At 31.8% G+C, this 24,473-nt stretch carries 28 protein-coding genes; 17 read left to right on the top strand and 11 right to left on the bottom strand.

All coding sequences use genetic code 11. The features are described from left to right. Positions 1-75 precede the first annotated feature (75 nt). Positions 76-1,380 carry a sensor histidine kinase gene (locus tag COE53_RS14820; RefSeq protein WP_025568643.1) on the top strand — a complete coding sequence of 435 codons (1,305 nt, stop codon included), beginning with the start codon at positions 76-78 and terminating at the stop codon, positions 1,378-1,380. A gap of 94 nt (positions 1,381-1,474) precedes the next feature. Here COE53_RS14820 and COE53_RS14815 read toward each other — a convergent pair whose 3' ends face one another. From COE53_RS14815 to COE53_RS14795, 5 genes are all read right to left on the bottom strand, one after another. Further along, entirely contained in the window at positions 1,475-2,755 is a 1,281-nt protein-coding gene (locus tag COE53_RS14815) for a DUF3967 domain-containing protein (RefSeq protein ID WP_069035527.1), read from the bottom strand. Positions 2,756-3,036: 281 nt separating this feature from the next. Next, positions 3,037-3,300 carry a phage holin gene (locus tag COE53_RS14810; protein WP_025568645.1) on the bottom strand — a complete coding sequence of 88 codons (264 nt, stop codon included), beginning with the start codon at positions 3,298-3,300 and terminating at the stop codon, positions 3,037-3,039. 194 nt (positions 3,301-3,494) lie between these two features. Then, positions 3,495-4,034 (bottom strand): YkyB family protein, encoded by a 540-nt coding sequence (locus COE53_RS14805; protein WP_025568646.1) that lies wholly within the window; start codon positions 4,032-4,034, stop codon positions 3,495-3,497. Positions 4,035-4,177: 143 nt separating this feature from the next. Continuing rightward, positions 4,178-4,546 carry a hypothetical protein gene (locus tag COE53_RS24580; RefSeq protein WP_025568647.1) on the bottom strand — a complete coding sequence of 123 codons (369 nt, stop codon included), beginning with the start codon at positions 4,544-4,546 and terminating at the stop codon, positions 4,178-4,180. A gap of 130 nt (positions 4,547-4,676) precedes the next feature. After that, the gene (locus COE53_RS14795; RefSeq protein ID WP_025568648.1) at positions 4,677-5,510 is read right to left on the bottom strand and encodes a metallophosphoesterase; all 834 of its coding nucleotides are present in this window, start codon (positions 5,508-5,510) and stop codon (positions 4,677-4,679) included. A 121-nt stretch (positions 5,511-5,631) separates the two neighbouring features. Between COE53_RS14795 and fadH the strand changes: the two genes are divergently transcribed. After that, positions 5,632-6,396 carry a 2,4-dienoyl-CoA reductase gene (fadH, locus tag COE53_RS14790; protein ID WP_025568649.1) on the top strand — a complete coding sequence of 255 codons (765 nt, stop codon included), beginning with the start codon at positions 5,632-5,634 and terminating at the stop codon, positions 6,394-6,396. 13 nt (positions 6,397-6,409) lie between these two features. After that, entirely contained in the window at positions 6,410-7,624 is a 1,215-nt protein-coding gene (locus tag COE53_RS14785; RefSeq protein WP_025568650.1) for an EAL domain-containing protein, read from the top strand. 70 nt (positions 7,625-7,694) lie between these two features. Here the strand turns inward: COE53_RS14785 and COE53_RS14780 are convergent, their stop codons facing one another. Beyond that, positions 7,695-8,426 (bottom strand): class I SAM-dependent methyltransferase, encoded by a 732-nt coding sequence (locus tag COE53_RS14780; protein ID WP_098948331.1) that lies wholly within the window; start codon positions 8,424-8,426, stop codon positions 7,695-7,697. Between the two features lie 514 nt (positions 8,427-8,940). Further along, positions 8,941-9,174, bottom strand: coding sequence for a glutaredoxin domain-containing protein (locus COE53_RS14775; protein WP_025568652.1), 234 nt, complete (start codon positions 9,172-9,174; stop codon positions 8,941-8,943). A gap of 251 nt (positions 9,175-9,425) precedes the next feature. Here COE53_RS14775 and COE53_RS14770 point away from each other — a divergent pair, with 251 nt between their 5' ends. The 10 genes from COE53_RS14770 (at position 9,426) to COE53_RS14725 (ending at position 17,041) form a co-directional block, all read left to right on the top strand. Beyond that, the gene (locus tag COE53_RS14770) at positions 9,426-9,662 is read left to right on the top strand and encodes a YkuJ family protein (protein WP_056474223.1); all 237 of its coding nucleotides are present in this window, start codon (positions 9,426-9,428) and stop codon (positions 9,660-9,662) included. 177 nt (positions 9,663-9,839) lie between these two features. Then, positions 9,840-10,313 (top strand): ribonuclease H-like YkuK family protein, encoded by a 474-nt coding sequence (locus tag COE53_RS14765; protein ID WP_387324921.1) that lies wholly within the window; start codon positions 9,840-9,842, stop codon positions 10,311-10,313. A 53-nt stretch (positions 10,314-10,366) separates the two neighbouring features. Next, the gene (gene abbA, locus COE53_RS14760; RefSeq protein WP_069035529.1) at positions 10,367-10,558 is read left to right on the top strand and encodes an antirepressor AbbA; all 192 of its coding nucleotides are present in this window, start codon (positions 10,367-10,369) and stop codon (positions 10,556-10,558) included. 295 nt (positions 10,559-10,853) lie between these two features. Next, positions 10,854-11,300 carry a cyclic-di-AMP-binding protein CbpB gene (cbpB, locus tag COE53_RS14755; RefSeq protein WP_069035530.1) on the top strand — a complete coding sequence of 149 codons (447 nt, stop codon included), beginning with the start codon at positions 10,854-10,856 and terminating at the stop codon, positions 11,298-11,300. A gap of 110 nt (positions 11,301-11,410) precedes the next feature. Next, positions 11,411-12,286, top strand: a complete 876-nt coding sequence (locus COE53_RS14750; protein WP_069035531.1) for a transcriptional regulator CcpC — start codon at positions 11,411-11,413, stop codon at positions 12,284-12,286. Positions 12,287-12,362: 76 nt separating this feature from the next. Next, positions 12,363-13,079 (top strand): 2,3,4,5-tetrahydropyridine-2,6-dicarboxylate N-acetyltransferase, encoded by a 717-nt coding sequence (gene dapD, locus COE53_RS14745; protein WP_098948330.1) that lies wholly within the window; start codon positions 12,363-12,365, stop codon positions 13,077-13,079. Between the two features lie 238 nt (positions 13,080-13,317). Further along, positions 13,318-14,427 (top strand): N-acetyldiaminopimelate deacetylase, encoded by a 1,110-nt coding sequence (locus COE53_RS14740; RefSeq protein ID WP_098948329.1) that lies wholly within the window; start codon positions 13,318-13,320, stop codon positions 14,425-14,427. A 117-nt stretch (positions 14,428-14,544) separates the two neighbouring features. After that, positions 14,545-15,087, top strand: coding sequence for a peroxiredoxin (locus tag COE53_RS14735; RefSeq protein WP_056468592.1), 543 nt, complete (start codon positions 14,545-14,547; stop codon positions 15,085-15,087). Between the two features lie 121 nt (positions 15,088-15,208). Then, positions 15,209-15,664 (top strand): TlpA family protein disulfide reductase, encoded by a 456-nt coding sequence (locus COE53_RS14730; RefSeq protein WP_069035534.1) that lies wholly within the window; start codon positions 15,209-15,211, stop codon positions 15,662-15,664. Between the two features lie 342 nt (positions 15,665-16,006). Continuing rightward, the gene (locus COE53_RS14725) at positions 16,007-17,041 is read left to right on the top strand and encodes a cytochrome d ubiquinol oxidase subunit II (protein ID WP_069035535.1); all 1,035 of its coding nucleotides are present in this window, start codon (positions 16,007-16,009) and stop codon (positions 17,039-17,041) included. Positions 17,042-17,105: 64 nt separating this feature from the next. On the opposite strand, the gene rnjA is transcribed toward COE53_RS14725, so the two are convergent. Together rnjA and COE53_RS14715 are read right to left on the bottom strand one after the other, a co-directional pair. Beyond that, on the bottom strand, positions 17,106-18,773 hold the full coding sequence (gene rnjA, locus COE53_RS14720; RefSeq protein ID WP_069035536.1) for a ribonuclease J1: 1,668 nt from the start codon (positions 18,771-18,773) through the stop codon (positions 17,106-17,108). Positions 18,774-18,776: 3 nt separating this feature from the next. Further along, positions 18,777-18,989, bottom strand: coding sequence for a DNA-dependent RNA polymerase subunit epsilon (locus COE53_RS14715; RefSeq protein ID WP_069035537.1), 213 nt, complete (start codon positions 18,987-18,989; stop codon positions 18,777-18,779). A 348-nt stretch (positions 18,990-19,337) separates the two neighbouring features. Here COE53_RS14715 and COE53_RS14710 point away from each other — a divergent pair, with 348 nt between their 5' ends. Together COE53_RS14710 and COE53_RS14705 are read left to right on the top strand one after the other, a co-directional pair. After that, a complete protein-coding gene (locus COE53_RS14710) occupies positions 19,338-20,246 on the top strand; it encodes a DMT family transporter (RefSeq protein ID WP_069035538.1) in 909 nt (302 codons plus the stop codon). A 15-nt stretch (positions 20,247-20,261) separates the two neighbouring features. Then, positions 20,262-21,035 carry a Cof-type HAD-IIB family hydrolase gene (locus tag COE53_RS14705; RefSeq protein ID WP_069035539.1) on the top strand — a complete coding sequence of 258 codons (774 nt, stop codon included), beginning with the start codon at positions 20,262-20,264 and terminating at the stop codon, positions 21,033-21,035. Positions 21,036-21,225: 190 nt separating this feature from the next. Here COE53_RS14705 and def read toward each other — a convergent pair whose 3' ends face one another. Then, positions 21,226-21,783, bottom strand: coding sequence for a peptide deformylase (gene def / locus COE53_RS14700; RefSeq protein WP_069035540.1), 558 nt, complete (start codon positions 21,781-21,783; stop codon positions 21,226-21,228). Between the two features lie 188 nt (positions 21,784-21,971). Further along, positions 21,972-22,115, bottom strand: a complete 144-nt coding sequence (locus COE53_RS14695) for a YjcZ family sporulation protein (protein ID WP_069035541.1) — start codon at positions 22,113-22,115, stop codon at positions 21,972-21,974. Positions 22,116-22,278: 163 nt separating this feature from the next. On the opposite strand from COE53_RS14695, the gene COE53_RS14690 reads away from it, so the two are divergent. Together COE53_RS14690 and pdhA are read left to right on the top strand one after the other, a co-directional pair. Then, a complete protein-coding gene (locus tag COE53_RS14690) occupies positions 22,279-22,926 on the top strand; it encodes a YkyA family protein (RefSeq protein ID WP_175495580.1) in 648 nt (215 codons plus the stop codon). Between the two features lie 465 nt (positions 22,927-23,391). After that, positions 23,392-24,471, top strand: coding sequence for a pyruvate dehydrogenase (acetyl-transferring) E1 component subunit alpha (pdhA, locus tag COE53_RS14685; protein ID WP_069035641.1), 1,080 nt, complete (start codon positions 23,392-23,394; stop codon positions 24,469-24,471). Positions 24,472-24,473 lie beyond the last annotated feature (2 nt).

Genomic DNA, 24,473 nt, shown 5'->3' with positions numbered 1-24,473 from the left:
ATTTTTTGTATTAATAATTAGAAGTTTAAATAACTATGTTATAATTTGTTGAAAGAAGGGGTGGGGGACACTTTAATGCTGCAATTAAAAGATTTATTAATTCAATTTGCAATCATAATCATTCCGGTCTTTTTATACGAAATGTTCTGGCTTAGTAGATACCACAATACAAGCCCGAAACAAAATAGAATATTAGTTGGATTGCTAACTTTTTTTAATATTTTTATTTGCTTGCTTTACCCAATTCACATTAGTGAAAGCATGGCTATTACTTTTAGTATTTTATTAATCTATTCATCTATTTTATATGGTGGAAGATTGATCGGAACGATTATTATTTTAACGAAAGCAATTTTTGTGTATTTGCTATATGGTTTAGCATCTTTGAAATCTTTTCCATTTGAAGTGATTTCGTGTATCTTACCATTTATTGTTTCACCACATTGGGTTAGTTTTTCTAAAAGGAAGAAATTTGCTTTAAGTATTTTAATGCCAATTTTATTTTCGTTCAGTATGGTCTGTTTGCTTTATTATGAAGCAACGGTAAATGGTATAAAAGAGTACCAATCAGATCAAACAATTTTTTCGGCGTGCATATTTTTTACTGTTTTAACAATTACAATGCTGTTTCATGTTTATTTAAGAGAGTTTTTATTTGAAAATGCTGAAATTCGCGTACAAATGCAGAAATCAGAGAAATTAAATATGGTGAGTGAACTTGCGGCGAGTGTAGCTCATGAAGTGAGAAATCCATTAACGGTTGTAAGGGGTTTCATTCAGTTAATTGAGAATCAAGAAAGTGGAACGAATAGAGAATATATGAAACTTGTATTAGCTGAACTAGACCGAGCTGAAAATATCATTTCAGATTATTTAAACTTAGCTAGACCTCAAATTGAGGAAAAGAAAATAATCAATATGACAGAACAGCTGAATGAAGTAACAACATTAATGTCAAGTTACGCCTCACTACAGGGTGCTTTCTTACAAGTAAATGTAAATGAGGATATGTATACTGTCGGAGATCGCGCTAAGCTTAAACAAGCAATCATTAATGTTCTAAAAAATGGTGTAGAAGCTATAAAGGACACGAAAGGCTATATTAAAATTGAAGCAAATATTGAGAAAGAAAGAGATCGAGAGTACATACGAATTGTTGTGAAAGATAATGGAGTAGGTATGTCAAAAGCACAATTGGATCGTTTAGGACAACCTTTTTATTCTTTAAAAGAAAAAGGAACAGGTCTAGGACTAATGGTTACTTTTAGTATTATTGAAGCTCATAAGGGAACGATTGAGTATTTAAGTGAAGAAGGCAAAGGAACTGAAGTTCATATTGTCTTACCAGCTTATCATCAAGAACAGAGTGAAGAGGTATAATGAAAGAATAAAGAGAAGGGAAAATTCCCTTCTCTTTTCAAACTAAAAATCTTTCATTTTCATAATGTAGTAAAAGTGCTAAATAATAAACGAATTATTTTACAGATTTAGGTTTAAAAAAGAGTGATTTAATTGCATTTTTCCAGTCTCTTTCCTTTGAGGCAGCTACCATCTTCTTTGTTTCCTGTAATTCTCTAATCATCCTCATTAATTGAGCATCTCGACCAGATTCTTTTGATTTAATTTCTTCAAACATTTGCTCTAATTTTTCATCTTTTTCTTCAATTACTGTTGCTAACCCTTGCAGCTCTTCACTTTTTTCTTCAACTGAATATAATATTTTTTCTAACTTTTGATCCTTCTCTAAGTTCTGTTTGATTAATGTTTGATTTTGAGTTAGGATTTGTTCATTTTGATACGCTAGATTCGTAATTTGGGACATAAACTCTTCAAACATAATTTGATTAGAATTTGTCGGTACAAAAGTAGTAACATTCTCTTTTGAAACGATTGGTTCCGTTACTACGTTTGATTCATTAAACTTTGAAAGAACTACTTCATCAGGTAGTTTTTTATTTTCTTCGAGTACTTGTTCAACAGTCATTTCTTCAAAACGATATTCTTGGACTTCTTCATCCTCAGAATTTTGATCTGATTGATTTGTTAAAGGACCAGAAACTGTAACATGCTCTTCTTTTTGTAACGATTGCTTTATTACGACTTCTTCAATTATTTCTAATTGGTCTTCAAACTTCTCAGTATCTTGTGAAAAAGGTTGCTCCATTACGCATTCATCAATTGTTTCTAGTTGAGAAAGTGATTCTTCAATATGCTTTGTATCTTGTGAAGTTATTTGACTATTCTCTACGACTTCGATTTGTTCTGCTTGGAATACAGACGCTTCTAAAGCTGCTTCTTCTAGTATTAGTGAATGTTGAATTAATTCTGAATCAACTGTTTCAATTTGGGTATTTACATCTTCAACAATATCATTCTTATTTACTTCAATTAATTCGATGTCATTCTTCATGTCAAAATTTTTATGTATGTTATTTTCTAGAGGAATATTCGGGGTGATATTTTCTGTCATTTCATTCTCAATTGTAGTTGTTTCAATTACATGAACTTCAGTTTGACTTTGAAGAGACTGGTAATTTAAAGCATATTCAACTGATTGTAAAAGATTTTCATTTTCGTGGTACTCTTTAATAATCATTTGAAATAATTCAAAATCATTTTGATTATAGATCCTAGTATCTTGGTTCTTTGTAAAATGATATTCTTTCTTTTCTAGTTCCTTACTAATCTCTCTTACACGTGATTTACCTATTTTTAATTTCTTTGAAATGTCTTTACTTGTAAAAATTACTGACATTTGATATCCTCCTGAAAAATATGTGTTTTTAGAACATTCAATATAAAGTTAAATTTTTCCTACCTAATCTACTTAAAATAATTCTACAATGTATAACAAAGTCCATATGATTACTAAAATTAAAATCAATATATGAGGAAAAATAGTGAAAAATAGAAAATATTACTTAAAAAGTAGCATAAATTCGACTAAAAAATTGAGAGTGACTCAATGTTTAATCACTCTCAAATCAAATCTTTAAATTTGTAATCTAATCAATCAAAAAGTAGACATAAAGTAATCTATTGATCCGAATTTGTCTGCTTATTTGTTTTTTCTAATCCTGCTTCTTGAAGTACAGCCTTTTGAGCTTGTCCTTTTTTACCTAAATAATTATGCTTAGCACCGAAGTATAAAATAAAAAGGAATGAAATTACATTAATTACAGCATCAATTTGTTCATTATTTAGGAATTTAAACCCAAAAGAATTTAGTAACAATTGAAGTGCAAATAAGAACCCAGCAACATAACGAATAATATCTTGTAAGTTATTATTACCGAACATATCAATCACCCCCTATTCATATAGTATGTTTGTCTCAAACGATAGGTGAGACAAATCTACTAAAATATGAGAGGTAAATAAAGAATTTCCGTACATTCAAATAAAAAAGGGAAGGATTATAAACCCATTTTAAAAGGTCTTTTAATCTTCCCATTTAATCTATATTAATGTTATTTAGTAATGATTGTTTCAGCTTATTTCTCTTGCTTACCTTTATTTTTACGAATTGGTTCACTCGGAAAAGTAAATGTAGAGTTATTTAGAAATGAAGAAGCTCTTAAAAATTGCCCTGGGGTATTTCTTCGGTAGTTAGATCCGTTTTTGAAATGGTTTTCAGATTTAACGTTTTGAATACCTAAGAAATGATGAAGTATTTTTTTGGCATAGCTTAATGACATGGATACTTTTGGGTTACGATGAGTATTTTCTAATATTCCTAAATGCGGGAGAAGTTTAAAGTCTTCTTTTAAAGGTGGTATATGAAAGAAAAAATCTCCACAAGCAATCAACACATCAGATTGTTGTTTACTTGACTTGGGATTATTTGAAAAATGTAATCCAACTTTCTTAGCAATACCTTTATCAATAAGCTTTAAGATAGCTTGTCTTTTTAGTGAATATAGTTCACTTGGTTCAAGTGCTGTTTTAGCATGTTTATTTACAACAAATATTGCCTGAAAAATTTCTTCATTTGTAAAATTTAGTTTATTCAGGCTAGGTTCTTTCGATTTCATGCTTCTATGTTACCTCCGAAAAATAATAGATATGAGTATATTATATCTTTAGTTTAAAATTTTTCAAATCAAATCTGGAGAAGTGGTTATATAATAAAAAGCTAATCGAAATAATATTCATTAATACGACTAGCTTTTTTTAATTAGTATGGATAGGGTCCTATGTTACCTGGCGAATTTAATCCTGCATTATTAGGTAAAAAAGCACCAGGATTTACAGGTGGGTAAGGTTGTTGGTATCCAGGGTACCCACCACCGAAGCCGCCACCGAAACCACCACCGTATGGAGGATATGCTGGATATGGTGGGAATTGTCCATATGGCGGATAATAAGGTGGTCTAAACGCTAGTGCTCCTAACGCGAATCCGCCTGCTAATCCAGCTAATCCTCCTATTATTGGCAAAATTGGGAAAAAAGGAACAAAGCGTTGTTCGTTATGATCAAAGTAGTAGGATGGAGCATGATCTTCTCTATAATAATGATTTAAATTAGGGTGATATTGATAATTCATGTATTTAACCTCCTCTCTTGTCTTCAATATTAGTGTATGGAGTACTAAAATAATTGAGCAAGTACCCATAAAAATAGGTAACCAACCTAGTATGGGTGAGGTGTCGAGAAATTATATTTACTGATCATTTTTACTTTTTATTTTGGCCAGTAATTTCAATTGATACTATTTCAGGTGGTGTAAATAGGCGAATTGGTAGTTTAGTTGTTCCAATTCCATTTGAAACGACTAAATGACTATTATATTTACTTGATAGGGTGTAAACACCTCGGTTGTATTTCTTTGCGTATGGAGGCATTATAAAGGACTTATATAAAGGTAAATAGATTTGTCCGCCATGGCTATGGCCAGAGAGCTGAAGATTTATCGGATAGGTTTTCGTCAAATCGGCAATGTCAGGTTCATGTGCTAGAACAACCGTATAACTATTTTTTTGAATTCGATCTAAAATGTCATTATATTGTTTGTTTCCTAGCATATAATCATCGAGACCGATAAATGAAACTTTTTGTTTTTGAACGTAATAAGTTTTTTCTTCGTTTTTTAATAATATAAAATTACTTTCGGTTAACAGCTCTTCGTATTGTTCAGTAAAATAACCTCCATGATCATGGTTACCGTATATTGCAAGCTTTCCTATTTTTGGATTAAGTTCTTTTAAAAGCCGAATAACTTCATTCTTGTAAGAAAACTTTCGTATATCACTAACCAAATCCCCAGTAAATAGAATAAAATCAGGCTTCATTTGGTTTATATTTTTTATTACCTTTTTAAATCGTTCTATATCTTTTTTATTATTAAAGTGAGTATCAGAGATTTGGATTAATTTAATAGTAGTATTTGAATTTAACCGATTGTCTGAAAATATTAAATGCTTAGTTCGAATTGATGTTGGCTCAACATAGACTGAATAATAGATTGTACAAATTAATAGTAAAAAAAATGATGTAAGTTTTATTTTCAATTGTCCCCCGACCTTTTTAAAGAAATAAATACTGCATATTATATTAAATAGTTTAATTGTTAAAAATATTCTCAAAATAACAAAATGTTGTTAAACTATAGACACAAAGGGAGTGATACGAGTGAAGGATAAGGTTGTGATCGTTACTGGTGGCTCTAGTGGAATGGGGAAAGCAATGGCTATGCGCTTTGCAAAGGATGGTGCAAGAGTGGTCATTGCCGGAAGAGATTTAGAAAAATTAAATAATGCAAAAGAAGAAATTGAACAATTTGATGGTCAAGTATTACCAATAGCTATGGATGTTCGGGATCCTGAATTAATTAAAAATATGGTAAATGAAGTTGATCAAACATTTGGAACGATAGACTTCTTAGTAAATAATGCGGCTGGTAATTTTATTTGTGCTGCAGAGGATTTGTCTGTAAACGGTTGGAACACGGTTATAAATATCGTTTTAAATGGAACCTTTTATTGTAGTTCTGAAGTAGGAAGGTATATGATACAACATAAAATTAAAGGTGCGATCACAAATATAATTGCTACATATGCTTGGGATGCGGGTCCTGGAGTCATTCACTCTGCATCAGCTAAAGCTGGAGTTCTTGCTATGACTAGAACTTTAGCAGTTGAGTGGGGGAGAAAATATGGAATTAGAGTCAATGCGATTGCTCCTGGACCTATTGAACGTACAGGTGGAGCAGCTAAACTATGGCTTTCTGAGGAATTAGAAAACCGCACAATTCAAAGTGTACCACTAGGCCGTTTGGGTACTCCAGAAGAAATAGCGGGACTTTGTGCATATTTATTTTCAAATGAGGCTGGTTATATTAATGGTTCTTGTTTTACAATGGATGGAGGACAGTCCTTACATCAATACCCATTCTAGAAGGAGGTTCAAAATGGATCCTTTAGACGTAATAAGTAACTTAGATAAAGTCGTACCATATTTTCAACCAATATATGGAGCCGATACACAAAATTGTGTAGGAGTAGAGGTTGTTGGTAGACTAAAACTTGAAAATTTACACAGCCTTGAATTCTTCTTTGCAAATGATTTGGTGCCAGATGACTACTTATTAGAGGTTGACAATCATATATTAATTCAAGCTCTCGATGAAGTTGTACAATCTAAATTCGAAGGTGGTATTTTTATTAATCGTCACCCTTCAGCACTTCTTTCAGATGACCCGGAAAATCTTTTAGCGATTTTACAATCATATGAAGAAAAGGGAATACAACTAAATAAAATTGTCATTATACTTCAACATCAACTTTTTTATGGTTTTGAGAAAGAACTAAAAAATTTAATTACATATTATCAAACTTATGGTATTAAATTTGCGATTAATAGCGTAAATGAGAAGTTAATTAACTTAGAGAAACTTCGGTTTTTATCTCCTGATATCATTAAAATCGATTTTAAAATGGTTCAACAACTTCATACATCATCATTTCAAGATTTGTTAAATTCCGTAATTTATGTGGCAAGAAAAGTAGGGGCATCGATGTATTACGATGGAATAATCGATTCAATTCAATTAAGAAATGCATGGAAGAATGGTGGAAGATTTTATCAAGGTGCTTACTTGTTTATACCTCAACCATCAATTCGTCAATTAAATCATGAATGTGAGCCATTAAAAAATGATATCTTAAAATATATTCGAGGCGAAAAGAACAAATTAATTGCGCTAAGAGATATGACTAATTTAATACAACAAAAAGTCGAATCGACTATTAATAAATTTAAATTAGGAGTGGATTTAAATTCATTTTTAATTAATATATCAAGTGAATTAAATTCCTTTTGTTTTAGGATGTATATTTGTGATGAGGATGGTTTTCAGCAATCAGCGAACTTGTTTAAAATTAATGGTGAGCAGTGGGAGCTTCAAGAAAAGTATAAAGGTAGAAACTGGAGCTGGAGGCCGTATTTTTTAGAAACCGTTTTGAAAATGCAATCAAATGATCAGGGACAATTATCAGATATATACAGAGATATTGAAACAGGTGAAAAAATTCGAACGTTTTCTTATCCAATGAACAATGGAAGCTATTTATATATTGACTTAAGTTATGATTTTTTATTTAAACATAATGAGTTACTTTTTTAGTGACTCTCTTATAAGATTTAATCAGAAAATGACTGTCGCTAAACAATGACAGTCATTTTTTATGCTTAGTCTATTTAAAACAAGAAAAAACAAGTACGATTGGTATTCTTTGTCTTCTTATAAACTCTTCTTCGCTTTTAAAATGTATTTGTTTTGGAGTACCTTCATGTAATTGATCGATCTGGAACCCAGTTTTTCTTAAAAGATTAAAATATTGTTCAATTGTTCGATGGTATTTGACCCCTACTTTCTTCATCCATGGTTCCTTTCTTTCGCCAGTTCGAAAGTAATCGTCTACAATCCAATTTTCGCGTCGATCTCCTGAGAGTTTGCTTAAAAAGGAGGCAGTAGTTAATGGATGTTGTACACTAAATATAAAATGGCCGTTTTCTTTTAAGCTGTTAAATATTTTTTGAAATACAAGCTCAATATTTGAAATATAGTGTAGTGCAAATCTAGAAGTGACAAGTTCAAATGAATTCGGAGGAAAATGATAATCCTCGATTGAGGTATGATGGATGGTCCCTACTGTATCCATTAAATTGGTCAATGCAGCATTAATCATGTGCTCTGATCCCTCGATACCTGTATAGGTTTTAGCTCCAAGTAGTAGAAGTTCCTTACCGAAGGATGCGTCACCACAACCTAAATCTAATACGTTTTTTCGATCAACATTCCCTATTAGTTCACTGATGATTGGTCCTTCGATTGCATTGTTAGGACTATCTTCTCTATTCTTTCGTCGAATGTATTCTGAAAAAAAATCGTCTTGATTGTAAACCGTTGAACCACGATACTCCATAAAAACACTCCCTAACCGTTCATAAATTTTTAAAAAATTGAAAAGTTGACACAAATTATCTAACTTTACCATTAAATTTGATCTAGATAAAGGGAGAAATTACCTAGAAATAATGTTGATTTGGAGCATAGAGTTTTAGTGATCTCAATCAAAAATCGACGAATACATATATAAAAGCCTATATTAATTAAAAGTAGTGTTTTTCTCTGTCAACTAATGTAAAAAAGATAAGAACGATTCGTATAGTAAATTTCAATATAATAATGATACGATTAGTAAAAGTTCAGACTGAGGAGGATTTTATTTGAGAGGACTTATTTCGAAAGTTCTTTTCGCATCGTCCGTCATGTTTTTTGTTTTTCATTTTATAGGAGTTGGGTAAAAGAGAAACTATTTTGTGGACAAGTCCTTAAAACAATCCTAAAACCATATGTAGTATAGATTGATAAAAAACACCTAAATGAATGTTCATTTAGGTGTTTTTAATGTGAGAAGTGAGTTAATAGGTAGTAGATTAACGTTTTTGTAATGCTGCTTCAATTTGCTCCATCTGAACGCCTCTAATAACTTCATCATCAATTATTAAAGTAGGTGTTGAGTATGAATCTAACTCAAACATCATTCTTTTTTTAGCACTTTCATCTTGTGAGACGTTATATTCAATATAAGAAGCATTCATTTCTTTTAAATAATTTTTCAAAAATTCACAAGGAGGGCATCCATCTTGTGTGAATAATTCGATTTTCATAAAACGACATCCTTTTTTATTTTTTCTTAAAGCATTTGTATAAAACTATTATGACATAGAAAAATATAGTATATAAAGAAATTTGTTTTTTAGTTGAAACGACTATTTTTCTTGAATTTATCTTGAAATACAAGTATTCTTATTAATGGACACTTACATAGCTGAAATCTATCAGAAGTTTTTTGGATAGAAATTGTAAGAAAGTAAAACCTATATTTAGGGAATGACACATGGTAGAAAGGAGTTCTAATATGTCTTTATTATTAGGAATTTTAGAACGCTTAGAAAGTTTAAAACAACAAGCTACGAACGGTGAGGTTGCTCAAAGATATTTTGAAGTTAACGGCGAAAGAAAGTGTAGCGTAAAGTATTCTGAGAAAAATGAAACATTTGAATTAGAAGTATTTCAACAAGGTGAAAAACCACAAACGTTCCCATTCGATAATATCGATATGGTAGCAATTGAAATATACGAAATTATTTCATAAGAAAAGAAAAAACAAGCTTAGCTTGTTTTTTCTTTTTTTTAAATATTTTATTACAAAATAGTAAGGTCGTGCTAATCCCAATTCTTAATGAATACATTATTATGTATTGTTATGAAAAGGGAGGTCATATACGTGAATAAAGATCAGTATCGATTTTACAATGTAAGTGAAAGAAATATGAGTTTTGATCATGTAGTTGATCGGCTATATCATTTTGTAAAAAGTGATCCTAATAAACAATATCGACTTTCCATTGGGACAGATTCTCAGGTTCATAGTAATGGAACTAAGTTTATTACAGCACTTCATTTGCATAGGGTAGGTAATGGAGCTTGGGGATGTTTACATACTTGTTGGCATCACAAGAAAATCCGAAATTTAAAAGAGAAAATATTTCTAGAAACGATGTATAGTCAGGAAATAGCTTTTTTATTATCACCTTTTCATTTAGAAAAAATTTTTAGTCCTCTTCATGAAAATGCTAATTCGAATAATTTTAGTTTTGAGATTCATCTGGATATTGGTACGATGGGGTTAACGAAAGAGTTTATACAAGAAATGACATCTAAAGTAAGTGCAATGGGCATCATTCCTAAGATAAAACCTGATTCTTATACAGCATTTAGCTATGCAAATAAATTTACAAAATAAGAAGTTTAAACTAAATAAACATTGATTAAAATGAGGATTAGGAGGGATGATGGATGCTAAGTGAACAAAATTTCACAGAAGATGAATTGTCTTTATTGGTGGACACAGTGATGAAACAAAATTATGCAATTGAACTCATTTCATCACAGATAACTGATATAGAAAGTGGTTTAATGGATGCGGGCGAGGATCAATACGAAAGATTAATACATTTATATCAAAAGTTAAGGGATTTAGGATTATGAAGACAAATATAGATGAACGTTTAGATAATAAATTATTTATCTAAACGTTTTTTTGTTTTTTGAATAGTTATAGTTAAATAAGTAAATTTTTAAGAAAAGTTAAATTGGAAAGGGGTTACAAATCTGATAATATAGGGATGGGGACATAGTCCTTAATCGAATAAAATAGTGTATAGAATTTTTTCTATACAGTTGATTAGCAAAGTTGTATGTGTATTTATTTGATGTTTATTTATGAATAGATAATTTCTACCATTTTTAAATACTTTTGCTTTTCTATTGGGGGACGATGTTTTTGATTAGTATTGATGGTTCACAATTTTTTGAACATAAAGTAGAAGAAGTCATTATTTCAAGTGAAAAAGTAGCTCATGTCCAAATAGGTAATAGTTTGGAGCATGCGTTATTAGTACTTACAAAATCTGGATATTCTTCAATTCCAGTGTTAAATCCAAAGTTTCAGTTGTTAGGTTTAATTAGTACATCTATGATATTAGATGGAATACTTGGATTAGAAAGAATCGAATTTGAACGTTTAAGTAATATGAAAGTTGAAGAGGTAATGGGTACTGAAATACCATTATTAAAAACAACTGATACACTCGCTAAGGGGCTTGAATCTGTAGTTGATCATCCTTTTGTATGTGTGGTTGATGCTAATAATACTTTTGAAGGTATATTAACTCGTAGAGCGATTTTAAAACAATTGAATAAAAATGTTAGAAGATATAATAAGCATTAACGAATAAAAAAGTAAGTCATCATCAAATTGACTTACTTTTTTAGTATTGGTTTTTTTTAGAAGTGTTGAATGGTCTAATTCTTTTAGGTTTAAGGGCAAGGGGGGATTATGTGCAAATTGATGATATACGTCTAATAATTACTTTATCTGAAGAGAAGAATATGAGGAAGGCAGCAGAGAGGCTGTTTGTTTCTCAACCAGCCTTAAGTCAAAGGCTACAAAATTTAGAGAAGCAGATGGGTAGTGAATTGTTTATTCGTTCTCAAAAAGGATTGATTATTACTGCCTCTGGAGAAATCATCTTAAACTATGCGAAAAAGATGGAAGAAACGTATCAAACAATGTTAGAGCAGTTACAAATTTTAAAATCCGATATTTCGGGTACTTTAAAGATTGCCGTTTCATCTGTTGTTGCGCAATACTGGTTACCACCAGTTTTAAAAAAATATGTGTCAAGCTATCCAGAAGTACAAGTTTCACTTTTTACCGGTTGGAGTAGTGAAATCACAAATCGCTTATATGAAAATGAAGTTCATCTAGCAATTGTACGAGGAAACCAAAATTGGTTTGGAGAGAAGGAATTACTGTTTTCTGATGAATTATTATTAGTTGATACAAAAAAACATAGTCTTGAGGAATATAAAACTATACAAAGACCATTTATTCAGTTTAAAAGTAATTCAAATTACTATCAGCTAATCCAGTCATGGTGGTATGAGCATTTTAATTCATTACCAAAACATGAAATTGTGGTCGATCAAATTGAGACATGTAAGCAATTTGTATTGAATGGACTAGGCTTTGCGATCTTACCTTCCTCTGTATTACATGATGTAAGTGATGAAAATATTATAAAAACACCTTTAATTACAAAAGAACAATCAGGGTTATATCGCGATACATACTTACTTTATAATCGAGATGCGATGAAATTAAAACAAGTAGAAGGATTTATAGAATCAATTCGAAAAAAAAATAAAGATTAATCGACAAAATGTTGCTAGTTACTTACTAGATTTGATAGAGTATTCTTATTGATAATAATAAAGGGGGCAATTCATTATGAAATTAATGGACGCAAATGAAATTATTGCATTTATTGCAAATAGTACTAAAAAAACACCTGTAAAGGTTTATGTAAAAGGTCAATTAGACAAGCTTACTATTTCTGAATCAGTTCAATCATTTATTTCTCAAAATTCTGGAGTTTTATTTGGTGAGTGGGATAATGTTAAAGTAATCCTTGAAGAGCAAAAAGAATACATAGAAGATTATGTAGTAGAATCAGATCGTCGTAATTCAGCGATTCCACTTTTAGATGCTAAAGGTATTAAAGCTCGGATCGAGCCAGGTGCATTTATTCGTGATCAAGTTACAATTGGAGACAATGCAGTTATTATGATGGGTGCTGTAATTAACATCGGTGCTGTAATTGGTGAAGGTACAATGATCGATATGAACGCAGTACTTGGTGGACGTGCAACAACAGGTAAAAACTGTCACGTTGGTGCTGGCGCAGTTTTAGCTGGTGTAATCGAGCCACCATCAGCAAACCCAGTTATTCTTGAAGACAATGTACTAATTGGTGCTAATGCAGTAGTTTTAGAAGGTATTAAAGTAGGTGAAGGCGCAGTAGTAGCTGCAGGTGCAATTGTTACTGAAGACGTTGCTCCTTACACTGTAGTTGCAGGTGTTCCTGCTAGAAAGATCAAAGATATCGATGATAAAACAATTTCAAAAACTGAAATCATTCAGGCTTTACGACAACTAAATCAATAATAACAAGGAGTAAGCGTAGAATTTATTTTCTACGCTTACTTTATAGGCATTATACTAAAATATAAGTTCAGACTGATTACAAGCATTTGACTTTCAAGTCGTGAAGTAGGAAATGGAGTTACCCTTATTACGGTAATTTATCATCGAAACAGGCAAGTGATCAACGAAGAAAACACGCGTTCTGTGGGCAGTCTGAGCGTAGAAATTATATTTTCACGCTTTTTTTGGAGGAGTTAAAATGGATTCATTTATTAAAATTAGACGGGATTTACATTTAATTCCCGAACTTGGATTTCAAGAATTCAAAACACAAGCTTATTTACTAGATTATTTATCTAGTTTAGATCAAGAAAGAATGGTAATTGATACTTGGAGAACAGGTATTTTCGTTTGCGTAAAAGGGTTAAATTCTACTAGAACGATTGGTTACCGTACAGACATTGATGGATTGCCAATGAAAGAAAACACAGGATTAGAGTTTTCATCGATTCATGAAGGTAATATGCATGCCTGTGGTCATGATGTACATATGAGTATTGCTTTGGGTGTTCTTACTAACCTTGTTAATGAGCCAATAAATGACGATGTCGTATTTATTTTTCAACCTGCTGAAGAAGGGCCTGGAGGAGCGGAGCCTTTACTTAAAAGTGAAGAATTTAAACCATTTAAACCAGATGTAATTTACGGTTTACATATAGCGCCTGAATATCCTGTTGGTACGATTGCTACGAAACCTGGTATGTTATTTGCTCATACATCAGAGCTTTTTATTGATTTTCATGGCTTAAGCGGTCATGCTGCTTTCCCTCATTTAACGAATGATATGATCGTTGCATCAAGTCATTTTATCACTCAAGTACAATCGGTTGTATCAAGAAATGTTAATCCATTAGACAGTGCTGTTATTACGATTGGAAAGATAACCGGTGGTACAGTTCAAAACGTTATTGCAGATCATGTTCGAATAGAAGGTACGATGCGAGCATTAAGTGAAGAAGCGATGCTAAAATTAAAAAACAGAATTGAAAGTCTTGTGAATGGATTTAAAGAGAGTTTTCAGTGTAAAATAGAAGTAGATTTTGGAAGTAATTACTATGGAGTAATAAACGATGAATCGTTGACGAATGAATTCTTTCATTTTGCGAAACAATATGACGGTATTGAGGCTGTCCTATGCAATGTTGCAATGACAGGTGAAGATTTTGGTTATATGACAAAAGAAATTCCTGGCCTAATGTTTTGGATTGGTGTAAATTCAGATTTCGGACTCCATAACCAAAAATTAAACCCAGATGAGAATGTGATTCCTTTAATGATTCGATTTATTTCGGACTTTATGAAACAATAACAATGAAAATGATTTTCAGTTAATAATAATTATAAATTAATATTGACTTTAATTAACTAGTTTACTATAATATCACTTGTATGATAAATAGTTACATAAATATTGGAGGTAATAACGATGGCAGAACGTTTAGTAGGAAAACAAGCACCACGCTTTGAAATGGAAGCAGTTTTAGCAAATAAAGAATTTGGTAAAGTAAGCTTAGAAGAAAACATGAAAAACGATAAATGGACAGTATTATACTTCTATCCAATGGACTTCACTTTTGTATGTCCAACTGAAATCGTAGCAATCTCTGATCGTTACGACGAGTTTGAAGATCTTGATGCTGAAGTTGTAGGTGTTTCTACAGATACAATCCACACTCACTTAGCATGGATCAACACTGATCGTAAAGATAATGGCTTAGGACAATTAAAATATGCATTAGGTGCAGATACAAACCACGCTATTTCTCGTGACTATGGCGTATTAATTGAAGAAGAAGGTATTGCATTACGTGGATTATTCATCATCAGCCCAGAGGGTGAATTAATGTACCAAGTAGTACACCACAACAACATCGGTCGTGAAGTTGATGAAGTTTTACGTGTACTTCAAGCTTTACAAACTGGTGGACTTTGCCCAGCTAACTGGAAACCAGGTCAAGCAACTCTATAATTCACAGTCAATTAAGATTTAATGTCAAAGGTCTAACTTATAGTTAGGCCTTTTTAAACACAATAACGAAAAGTGGAACAAGCTCACATTGAGCTAATGAAACAAGTAGGAGGACTATAAAATGAGACTTCGCTCACCAATGCCTGAATTAGATGGTGCAACAACAGTATTAAATGGAGAAATTCAAAAAGAAAACCTAATTGGTGATAAACCAACATTAATACATTTTTGGTCAGTTAGTTGCCATTTATGTAAAGTAGCAATGCCAAACATTAATGCTTTTAGAGATGAATATAAAGATCGATTAAATGTTGTAAGTGTTCATATGCCAAGATCTGAAGATGATTTAGATATTGATAAAATTAAAGAAGTTGCAAACGAACATGGAATTACACAAACAATTTTAGTTGATAACCAACATACGATTACAGATGCTTTTGAAAATAAATATGTACCATCATATTACGTGTTTGATAAAACAGGTGTATTACGCCACTTCCAAGCTGGAGAAGGCGGAATGCCAATGTTAGAAAAGCGTGTTAATCGAGTACTAGATGAAGCAGCAAAAGTAGAATAGTTTTTAGAATCAATCATCACATAAGAGACTTTTTTAAAGTCTCTTTTTTCGTGTAAGGAAATCCAAAAAAACTGAGTTTCAGACTGATTGCAAGCGCTTGTCTTTCGAGGCGCGAAGCCTAGGTGAGGAGCGGAGTTACCCTAGACGGTAATGAGCACCACAGAACAGGCGAGGCAACGAAGAAAGCGAGCGTTAATCAACAGTCTGAGGAGACTTTTTTTAAAGTCTCTTTTTGTATTTCCGTAATCTTCATCTTGAAACTAGTAGAAAGTGTATTTTATAGGTATAATTAAAGAAAACTAATCTTTATTTTAAGGAATTTTTCTGTAGGAGGAAAAAAGTTTGGAGATTCAAACAATCGCAATCTTTATCTTATGGTTGTTTTTATATGCCTACATGATTATTGCTTCAATTGATTTTGGTGCAGGATTTTATGCGTTTTATGCAATTACAACTAAAGAAGAACCAAAATTAATTGGCTTAATAAATCGACATCTTTCATCTATTTGGGAACTTGCTACATTATTTTTCATTTTCTTCTTCGTAGGTGTAGTCGGTATATTCCCAAGGGTAGCATATTATTATGGTGTTCCCTTATTAGTTCCGGGTAGTGTAGCAATGATTTTTTTAGCAATTAGGGGATCGTTTTATACTTTTCAGCAATATGGGGGAAATAGGAGTAAGTTCTTTTTAATTTTGTATGGTGCGACAAGTCTATTAATACCTGTTACATTATCTACAGTTTTAACAATTTCTGAAGGTGGATTTATTATCGAGAACGGAACAGATATACGTTTTTATCCATTTAAATTAATTACGAATTCTTATTCACTATCCGTTATGCTATTGGCTGTATGTTCAGTCCTATTTATTAGTGCAATGTTTTTAATTTATTCCGCAAAACTAATTAATGATTCGGAATCGGAAACTAAATTAAGAAAGTATGTACTAGTCTGGTCATTGCCAACGATTATTTCGAGTATCATCGTATTTTTATCAATGAAGTTACATAATAAAGTTCATTTTGATCGAATGCATAATGTATGGGAATTCTTTCTTATCTCTTTAATTTGCTTTTGTATAGCAATTTATTTTGTTATAAAAAGAAAAAGATATGGTTTAGCGTTTATATTAGTATTATTACAATATTTCTTCGCATTTTTTGGGTATGGAATAAGTCATCTACCATTTATCTTATATCCTTATTTAAGAATTGAAACAAGTTTTGCAAAAAGTAGTTTAGCGATCGTACTAATTATCCTGTTTGTTGTATTTTTTATCTTATTTACAGTGTATTTTATATTTTTAGTTCTTCATAAACCTTTTTTTATGAAAGTGTTTTTAAAAAGTAATGAAAAAAATGACTTTCAAGATTAATAAAAAAGGGCGATTTCAAAAGTATTTTGACTTTTGAAATCGCCCTTTTATCATGTACTAATGATTAAACTTCCATAATAATTGGGAGAATCATTGGTTTACGTTTTGTTTTTTCGTATAAGAAAGGTGATAAAGTATCAGTAATTTCATTTTTTATCTCAGACCATTGAGAAGTTTTACGCTCCATGATCTTGTTTAAATGAGTAGAAATCATTGCTTGTGCTTCATTTATTAAATCGCCACTTTCTCTCATATAAACGAAACCGCGTGAAATAATATCTGGTCCTGCCGAGATTTTAAATTCCTTCATATCGATACTTACGACAACGATTACAAGACCTTCTTCAGATAAAATTCTACGGTCTCTTAAAACGATATTACCAATATCGCCGATACCGCTTCCATCAATATAAACATTACCAGAAGGAACTTTACCTGCAACCATAGCCTCATCTGCACGAAGAGCTAAAACCTCACCATTATCCATGATAAAGCAGTTTTCTTCAGGTACTCCACAGTCCATAGCAAGCTTAGCATGCATGCGCTGCATTCTATATTCACCGTGAATTGGCATAAAGTATTTAGGTTTCATCAGTCTAAGCATTAATTTTTGTTCTTCTTGTCCACCATGACCACTAGTATGAATATCATTTAATGAACCGTGAATTACTTCTGCACCAGCACGGTATAGTAAGTTGATTGTACGGTTTACACTCATTGTATTACCTGGAATTGGTGAAGAAGAAAATACTACAGTATCTCCAGGAATAATTTGAATTTGACGATGTGTACCATTTGCTATACGTGATAATGCAGCCATAGGTTCACCTTGACTACCTGTACATAAAATGACTAATTGATTAGCTGGAATACGATTAATTTGAGATGCATCGATAAATGTATCCTTTGGACATTTGATATAACCTAAGTCATGACCAATCTCGATATTCGCTTCCATACTTCTACCAAAAACAGCAATTTTACGTCCAGTTGCAATAGCAGATTCAACTACTTGCTGAAGACGATGAATGTTTGATGCGAATGTTGCAAAAATAATTCGACCGTCTACTTTACGGAAGATTTCATTAATCGTGTCTCCGACTTTTCTTTCAGACATTGTAAAATGTGATACTTCACTATTTGTACTGTCAGAAAGTAGACATAAAACGCCTTCCTTACCAATCTCAGCCATTTTTGTTAAATTAGCTGTTTCTCCAACTGGTGTAAAGTCGAATTTAAAGTCACCTGTATGAACGACTTGTCCTTGTGGAGTTTTTACAACAATTCCGTAACAATCTGGAATACTGTGAGTAGTACGGTAAAAAGTTACGCTAGTTTTTCTAAATTTAATGATGTCGTCTTCTTTTATTTCAATTAATTTTGCTTTTCTTAAAAGACCGTGTTCTTCTAGTTTATTTTTAATTAAGCCAAGAGCAAGTTTTCCACCATAAATTGGAATGTTTAATTCTCTTAATAAATATGGAATACCACCAATGTGGTCTTCATGTCCGTGAGTGATAAATAAACCTTTAATTTTTTCCTCATTTCGAACTAAGTAGGAATAATCAGGTATAACATAGTCTATCCCTAGTAGCTCATCTTCAGGGAACTTGATTCCGGCATCTATTAATATAATTTCATCTTGATATTGTACTGCGTATGTATTTTTACCAATTTCCCCTAAGCCACCTAGTGCGAATACGGCAGCTTGATCATTTTTAAGAAATTTCATAAATTACGCTAGCTCCAAAATTTTAAAGCTTTCACTTTGTTTTTCGAATTCAAGATGAGCACCGGTTAAAGCTTGAACAAGCTCAATATTATAATTGAAAGGTAATAATTTCGCACGAACTTCTCTTTCACTATCTGCTTCTAGATAAACTGTTTTAGTTTTTTCTCTTACAGGTACCTCTAATGGTAATTCCTGATAGTATACTTTAAAAATCATTTAAATCTCTCCTTGTCAAATCACTATCTTCTCAATATTATAAGTGATTTTCTATATATTTTCATTCTTTTTATTGAAGATTACCTAAAATACGGTTATTTTAAAAAAAAATTTGAAATTATTGAGATATATTTCTTCTTTTTCAAAAATTGTTTTAGCCGTTTTTTTAATTTTTTTCGAAGTTTACGTAACATTAGTTTTACCTCCTAGACATGAAATTAAACTTATATAAAGAGAACACGGACATAGTATATTTATGTTTAGTATAGAACGAAAAAACATTTTCATTCAATATAATCCAAAAAGCAGTTAAAATAGAGGGTATCTTAAAGTTAAGGGGAGAAGAATGTGAAGAAGTTATATGGAGCTTTGTTTTTATTAAGTATTATTTGGAGTACATCTTTTTTATTTATTAAGCTCCTTTTAAACGATATAGGGCCAGAAGCAATTGTATTTTATCGCTGTTTCTTTGGTGCTATGACATTATTAATTATTATGTTAATCAAAAAGGTAAAGATTGATTATAAAAATTTACCGAAAATGAGTTTAATTATCGTCATTTCATTATTTAATCATGCTATACCGTGGCTTTTTCTTTCTTTTAGCGAGACACATCTGCAAAGTAATGAAGCGGCAGTATTGAATGCTTTTACGCCAATTGCAACACTCATTATTGGCTATTTTTTCTTTTCTCAAAAAATTCATAAGAAACAATGGATTGGACTTATGATCGGGATCGTTGGACTTATGATTATGATGAATCTTAATCCATCAACAATTTTCTCCGATAATATAATTTATTCAATATTAATGTTATTTGTTACTTTTTGTTATGGGCTTGGTTCACATTTAACGAAAAAGTATTTACAAAAAATTGATGTAATGATTGTTTCATTTTTAACCTTAGGTATTTCTGGTGTATTCGGCTTTTTTTATATGATCATTGTAGGGAAGGGCACTTTAAAACCATTTGTTAATTTTGAAGTTTTTAGTGGTGTGTTTGGACTAGGCGTTATATGTTCTGGGTTGGCATATTTATTATTTTATTATATGGTTAAAGAGGGAAGTGCAGAATTTGCAACAATGGTTACTTATATAGTACCTGTATTTGCTTCGATTTGGGGCTTTTTCTTTTTAAGTGAGCCTTTATCTTTCAAAATGATATTAGGGTTGTTAATCGTACTTCTAGGAGTATTTATTACGAATAGTAAACAAAAGTCAAAAATGAATAACTCAAAAGCAAATGCAGCGTCTTAGTGAGGGGAGAATAATATGACTAAACCAATCGTTTTTTTTGATATAGATGGAACGATTTTAAATCATGATAAAGTAATTCCGGATAGTACAAAGAAAGCAATTTCGGAACTTCAAAATAAAGATATCCACGTAGCGATTGCAACTGGTCGTGCGCCATTCATGTTTAAAGAAATTCGTGAAGAATTAAATATAAATAGTTTTATAAGTTTAAATGGACAATATGCTGAATTTGAAGGTGAAGCTATTCACAAACATGCCCTACATCCAGAACAACTTCACCAATTTACTCAAAAAGCAAAAGAACTAGGCATTCCGCTTATCTATTTAAATAACGAGACAATGAGAGCGTCAATTGATTCACATCCTCATATAAAAGAAGCAATGACATCGATCAGAATGCAACATCCTGAAGTTCAGCATGATTTTTATCTTAATCGTGAAATTTATCAAGTCTTACTGTTCTGTGAAGAGCATCAAGAGCCATCTTTAACCGATGGGTTTAATGAATTTAATTTTATTCGTTGGCATGAATATTCGTCAGATGTCTTACCAGTTGGAGGATCTAAAGCGAATGGAATACTTCAAATGGTAAACCATCTTGGATTTGATATGCAAAATGTGATCGCATTTGGTGACGGATTAAATGATTTAGAAATGATTGAAAAAGTTGGTACAGGTATCGCCATGGGTAATGCAGTAGATCCACTAAAAAAATTAGCTAACCATATCACAACGAATGTTGATGAAGATGGAATTTTAAACGGTTTAAAATGGGCAGGACTTCTTTAAGTCTGTAGATATAACTACAAAAACATTTATTTTCAGACTGATTGCAAGCGCTTGTCTTTCGAGGCGCGAAGTCTGGTGAGGAGCGGAGTTACCCTAAACGGTAAGAGCACCGCAGACAGGCGAAGCAACGAAGAAAGCGAGCGTTTGGCGGGCAGTCTGAAAGAGCGATTGGTTTTCCAATCGCTCTTTTTTATTTTCTCTCTAAAGGTGAAGCGCCTTCTGGAGGAGAAAAAGGATTTGTTTTATTAATACGATCATAAAACATTACTCCATTTAGATGATCAATTTCATGCTGGAAGCAAATTGCTGGTAAACCTTTTAAACGAATTTTTACTTCTCCTAATCTCGTGTCAAAACCAGTAACTGTTATTCTTGCGTATCGTGGAACATATCCAGGAACATCTCGATCAACAGATAAGCAGCCTTCACCACCTGATAAATAAACTTCCTCAACAGAATGACTTACAATTTTTGGATTTAATAAAGCATAACTATATAAATTACCTTGTAAGTCAGTAACATGAACACCTATGGCTCTTTTTAGAATTCCAATTTGTGGCGCAGCTAATCCGATACCAGATCGTAGACCGTATTCGGCAGCTATTTCTGGATTCTGACTATTTATAACATATTCTAATAATGAATTCGCTAAATGAATATCCTCTGCCGATGGAGGTAAGCTTACTTCACTCGAGATTTCCCTTAATCTAGGATCGCCTTCTCGAATTATATCTTTCATTGTAATCAAATGAATTTCACTCCTGTCTCATTTTTCCTTAATATAAGTATGTACTATTCACTAGTATTATTAATTTAGTCTAACAAATCTTTATTAAATTGTCAGTCACAAGCAGGTAGAATGGAAAAAGGAGCGATAAATTATCGCTCCTTAAAGTTTGTGGTTATACATTAATAATAGAGGCTTACAAGTGTGAATTATAAAACGAAAGCTGCACCAACGATAATTAATAAAATGAATAGAACAACGATTAATGCGAAACCGCCGTAACCGCAACCGCATCCGCCGCCGTAACCATAACCAGGGTATCCACCTTTTCCACCGTATCCGTAACCGTACATATAATAACCTCCCTTTAAACTGTTTCCGCATATAGCGGATACTACAAATTATGAAAAACTACATAAAGTGTGTGGGTATGTGACCAGATTATTTTTTAGGACGTATAAAAAGTGTGAAAAGATGCAACATGGAAATAATAATGAAAAAAAATTGGGTGAAATTATGTATAAAAAATTTAATTCTTTATTTCTTGTAATAGTCATACTCTTTATCCTTTGTTCGGGTTGTACTTCTCAAGTAAAACAAAAGAATTTAGTAATAAATCAACTAGCTGAAATTGCTAAAATGGAACAGAAATTTCAAAAAGCTGGAGAAGGTATTCAAAAACTGGAAGTAAAAGAATTGGAGTATTATGAAAAAATTTATTTATATAAAATCAGCGAAGTAAATAAAAGACAAGAGTCAGCTAAACAAGCAATTAATTTATTAAATGAACGAAAAGAACGAGTCAATGAGGAGTCAAAATTAATTCACGATATAGACATAAAAATTAAAGAACTTCAAACAATAAATATTGAAACGAAGGATGAACAGTTTCGAAATGAAGTTAATAACTTTATAAAAACATGGAGAGAAAGAACAGAGTTATACGATAAATTGAATTCTAAATATAAAGATGCAATGGAAACGGATCTTTCAATTTATAACTTATTATCGCAGAAAAAAGTTGATTTAAAAAATGTAAAGAATGAGACAAAGGATACAAATCACATTTATAAAGATGTCATTAAATACAATGATCAATTAAATCTTTATACTCAAAAATTAAATAATTTACAAAAAGACATATATGAAAAATATGGTAAATAACATATCGGGACTAGAATTACTAAATAAAAATCGTTGTAGTACAGTTTGAAATTTAAGATAAAAAAAAACCATTATTAGCTATTTGAGTATAATTTAAAGGAGTTTCTGTTATTGTATAACAGATTGCTGTTTCAAAGGTAGTACAGGGTTAAAATTTTGTGGCAAATTTTTTGAAAAATCATGAATAAAATAATACAACAAAATATTTGACGAGTTTATGAACGTGTTATAAACTGTACTAGTGTTCAATGTTGTACTAGTGTAATACACGAATAGTATAAGTACAGATTTTAATTATAAGTTTAAGTTACTTGTAATTACTCTTAAGAAAATACACATGATGGATAAAGAAAATAAATCCTCCATAATTAAAGAAGGGTGTGGGTTTTAGTGGCAACTACTACGAAAAAAGTAGCTGGAAAGGAAACAACAGAAATGAAGAATACACAAACTGTTTCTGAATTAATGGATCAAATGCTTCAATTTGGTGATTCAGTTGGAACTCTTCAAATTTTAAATGAAGAGGGCGAAGTCGTTAATGAAGCAGCGATGCCTGAATTATCAGATGAGCAATTAAAAGAATTAATGAAACGTATGGTATGGACTCGTGTTCTTGACCAACGTTCAATTTCATTAAACAGACAAGGTCGTTTAGGTTTCTATGCTCCTACTGCAGGACAAGAAGCTTCTCAATTAGCAAGTCAATTTGCTCTTGAGAAAGAAGACTTTATCTTACCTGGTTACCGTGATGTACCTCAAATGATCTGGCACGGTTTACCATTATATAAAGCATTTTTATGGTCACGTGGACATTTAGTAGGAAGTCAAATTCCTGAAGATGTAAATACAATCTTCCCACAAATTATTATTGGTGCTCAAATTATTCAAGCTGCAGGTGTTGCACTTGGTATGAAGTTAAAAGGCCAAAAATCTGTTGCCATTACATATACAGGTGACGGTGGATCTTCTCAAGGTGATTTCTATGAGGGTATGAACTTTGCTGGTGCTTACAATGCTCCTGCGATTTTCGTTGTTCAAAATAACAGATACGCAATCTCAACTCCAGTTTCTAAGCAATCAAAAGCTAGAACAATTGCTCAAAAAGCAATTGCTGTAGGTATTGCTGGTATTCAAGTTGATGGTATGGATCCATTAGCAGTTTATGCAGCTACATCAGAAGCTCGTAAACGTGCTGTAAATGGCGAAGGTCCAACATTAATTGAAACATTAACATTCCGTTATGGACCACATACAATGGCTGGTGATGACCCAACTCGTTACCGTACAAAAGATACTGAAAATGAGTGGGAAGCAAAAGATCCAATCGTTCGTTTCCGTAAGTTCTTAGAGAAAAAAGGTCTTTGGACAGAAGAAGAAGAAAATGCAATTATCGAAGAAGCAAAAGAAGCAATTAAAGATGCAATCAAACTTGCTGACCAAGAACCAAAACAAAAAGTTACTCATTTAATGGAAAATATGTTCGAAACTAAAACAAGTAATATAGAAGAGCAATATGCAATTTATAAAGAGAAGGAGTCGAAGTAAGT

The organism is Bacillus sp. AFS029533, from assembly GCF_002585125.1.
Lineage (GTDB): Bacteria > Bacillota > Bacilli > Bacillales > Bacillaceae_G > Gottfriedia > Gottfriedia luciferensis_B.
This window is presented reverse-complemented; position numbering and strand designations above follow the sequence as displayed.

What these genes read in the sequence shown, in the direction of transcription:
- COE53_RS14820 (WP_025568643.1), top strand. Translation starts at nt 76, where the DNA reads ATGCTGCAATTAAAAGATTTATTAATTCAATTTGCAATCATAATCATT.
- COE53_RS14815 (WP_069035527.1), bottom strand. Translation starts at nt 2,755, where the DNA reads ATGTCAGTAATTTTTACAAGTAAAGACATTTCAAAGAAATTAAAAATA.
- COE53_RS14810 (WP_025568645.1), bottom strand. Translation starts at nt 3,300, where the DNA reads ATGTTCGGTAATAATAACTTACAAGATATTATTCGTTATGTTGCTGGG.
- COE53_RS14805 (WP_025568646.1), bottom strand. Translation starts at nt 4,034, where the DNA reads ATGAAATCGAAAGAACCTAGCCTGAATAAACTAAATTTTACAAATGAA.
- COE53_RS24580 (WP_025568647.1), bottom strand. Translation starts at nt 4,546, where the DNA reads ATGAATTATCAATATCACCCTAATTTAAATCATTATTATAGAGAAGAT.
- COE53_RS14785 (WP_025568650.1), top strand. Translation starts at nt 6,410, where the DNA reads ATGGATCCTTTAGACGTAATAAGTAACTTAGATAAAGTCGTACCATAT.
- COE53_RS14780 (WP_098948331.1), bottom strand. Translation starts at nt 8,426, where the DNA reads ATGGAGTATCGTGGTTCAACGGTTTACAATCAAGACGATTTTTTTTCA.
- COE53_RS14775 (WP_025568652.1), bottom strand. Translation starts at nt 9,174, where the DNA reads ATGAAAATCGAATTATTCACACAAGATGGATGCCCTCCTTGTGAATTT.
- COE53_RS14770 (WP_056474223.1), top strand. Translation starts at nt 9,426, where the DNA reads ATGTCTTTATTATTAGGAATTTTAGAACGCTTAGAAAGTTTAAAACAA.
- COE53_RS14765 (WP_387324921.1), top strand. Translation starts at nt 9,840, where the DNA reads ATGAGTTTTGATCATGTAGTTGATCGGCTATATCATTTTGTAAAAAGT.
- abbA (WP_069035529.1), top strand. Translation starts at nt 10,367, where the DNA reads ATGCTAAGTGAACAAAATTTCACAGAAGATGAATTGTCTTTATTGGTG.
- dapD (WP_098948330.1), top strand. Translation starts at nt 12,363, where the DNA reads ATGAAATTAATGGACGCAAATGAAATTATTGCATTTATTGCAAATAGT.
- COE53_RS14740 (WP_098948329.1), top strand. Translation starts at nt 13,318, where the DNA reads ATGGATTCATTTATTAAAATTAGACGGGATTTACATTTAATTCCCGAA.
- COE53_RS14735 (WP_056468592.1), top strand. Translation starts at nt 14,545, where the DNA reads ATGGCAGAACGTTTAGTAGGAAAACAAGCACCACGCTTTGAAATGGAA.
- COE53_RS14730 (WP_069035534.1), top strand. Translation starts at nt 15,209, where the DNA reads ATGAGACTTCGCTCACCAATGCCTGAATTAGATGGTGCAACAACAGTA.
- rnjA (WP_069035536.1), bottom strand. Translation starts at nt 18,773, where the DNA reads ATGAAATTTCTTAAAAATGATCAAGCTGCCGTATTCGCACTAGGTGGC.
- COE53_RS14715 (WP_069035537.1), bottom strand. Translation starts at nt 18,989, where the DNA reads ATGATTTTTAAAGTATACTATCAGGAATTACCATTAGAGGTACCTGTA.
- COE53_RS14705 (WP_069035539.1), top strand. Translation starts at nt 20,262, where the DNA reads ATGACTAAACCAATCGTTTTTTTTGATATAGATGGAACGATTTTAAAT.
- COE53_RS14695 (WP_069035541.1), bottom strand. Translation starts at nt 22,115, where the DNA reads ATGTACGGTTACGGATACGGTGGAAAAGGTGGATACCCTGGTTATGGT.
- COE53_RS14690 (WP_175495580.1), top strand. Translation starts at nt 22,279, where the DNA reads ATGTATAAAAAATTTAATTCTTTATTTCTTGTAATAGTCATACTCTTT.
- pdhA (WP_069035641.1), top strand. Translation starts at nt 23,392, where the DNA reads ATGGATCAAATGCTTCAATTTGGTGATTCAGTTGGAACTCTTCAAATT.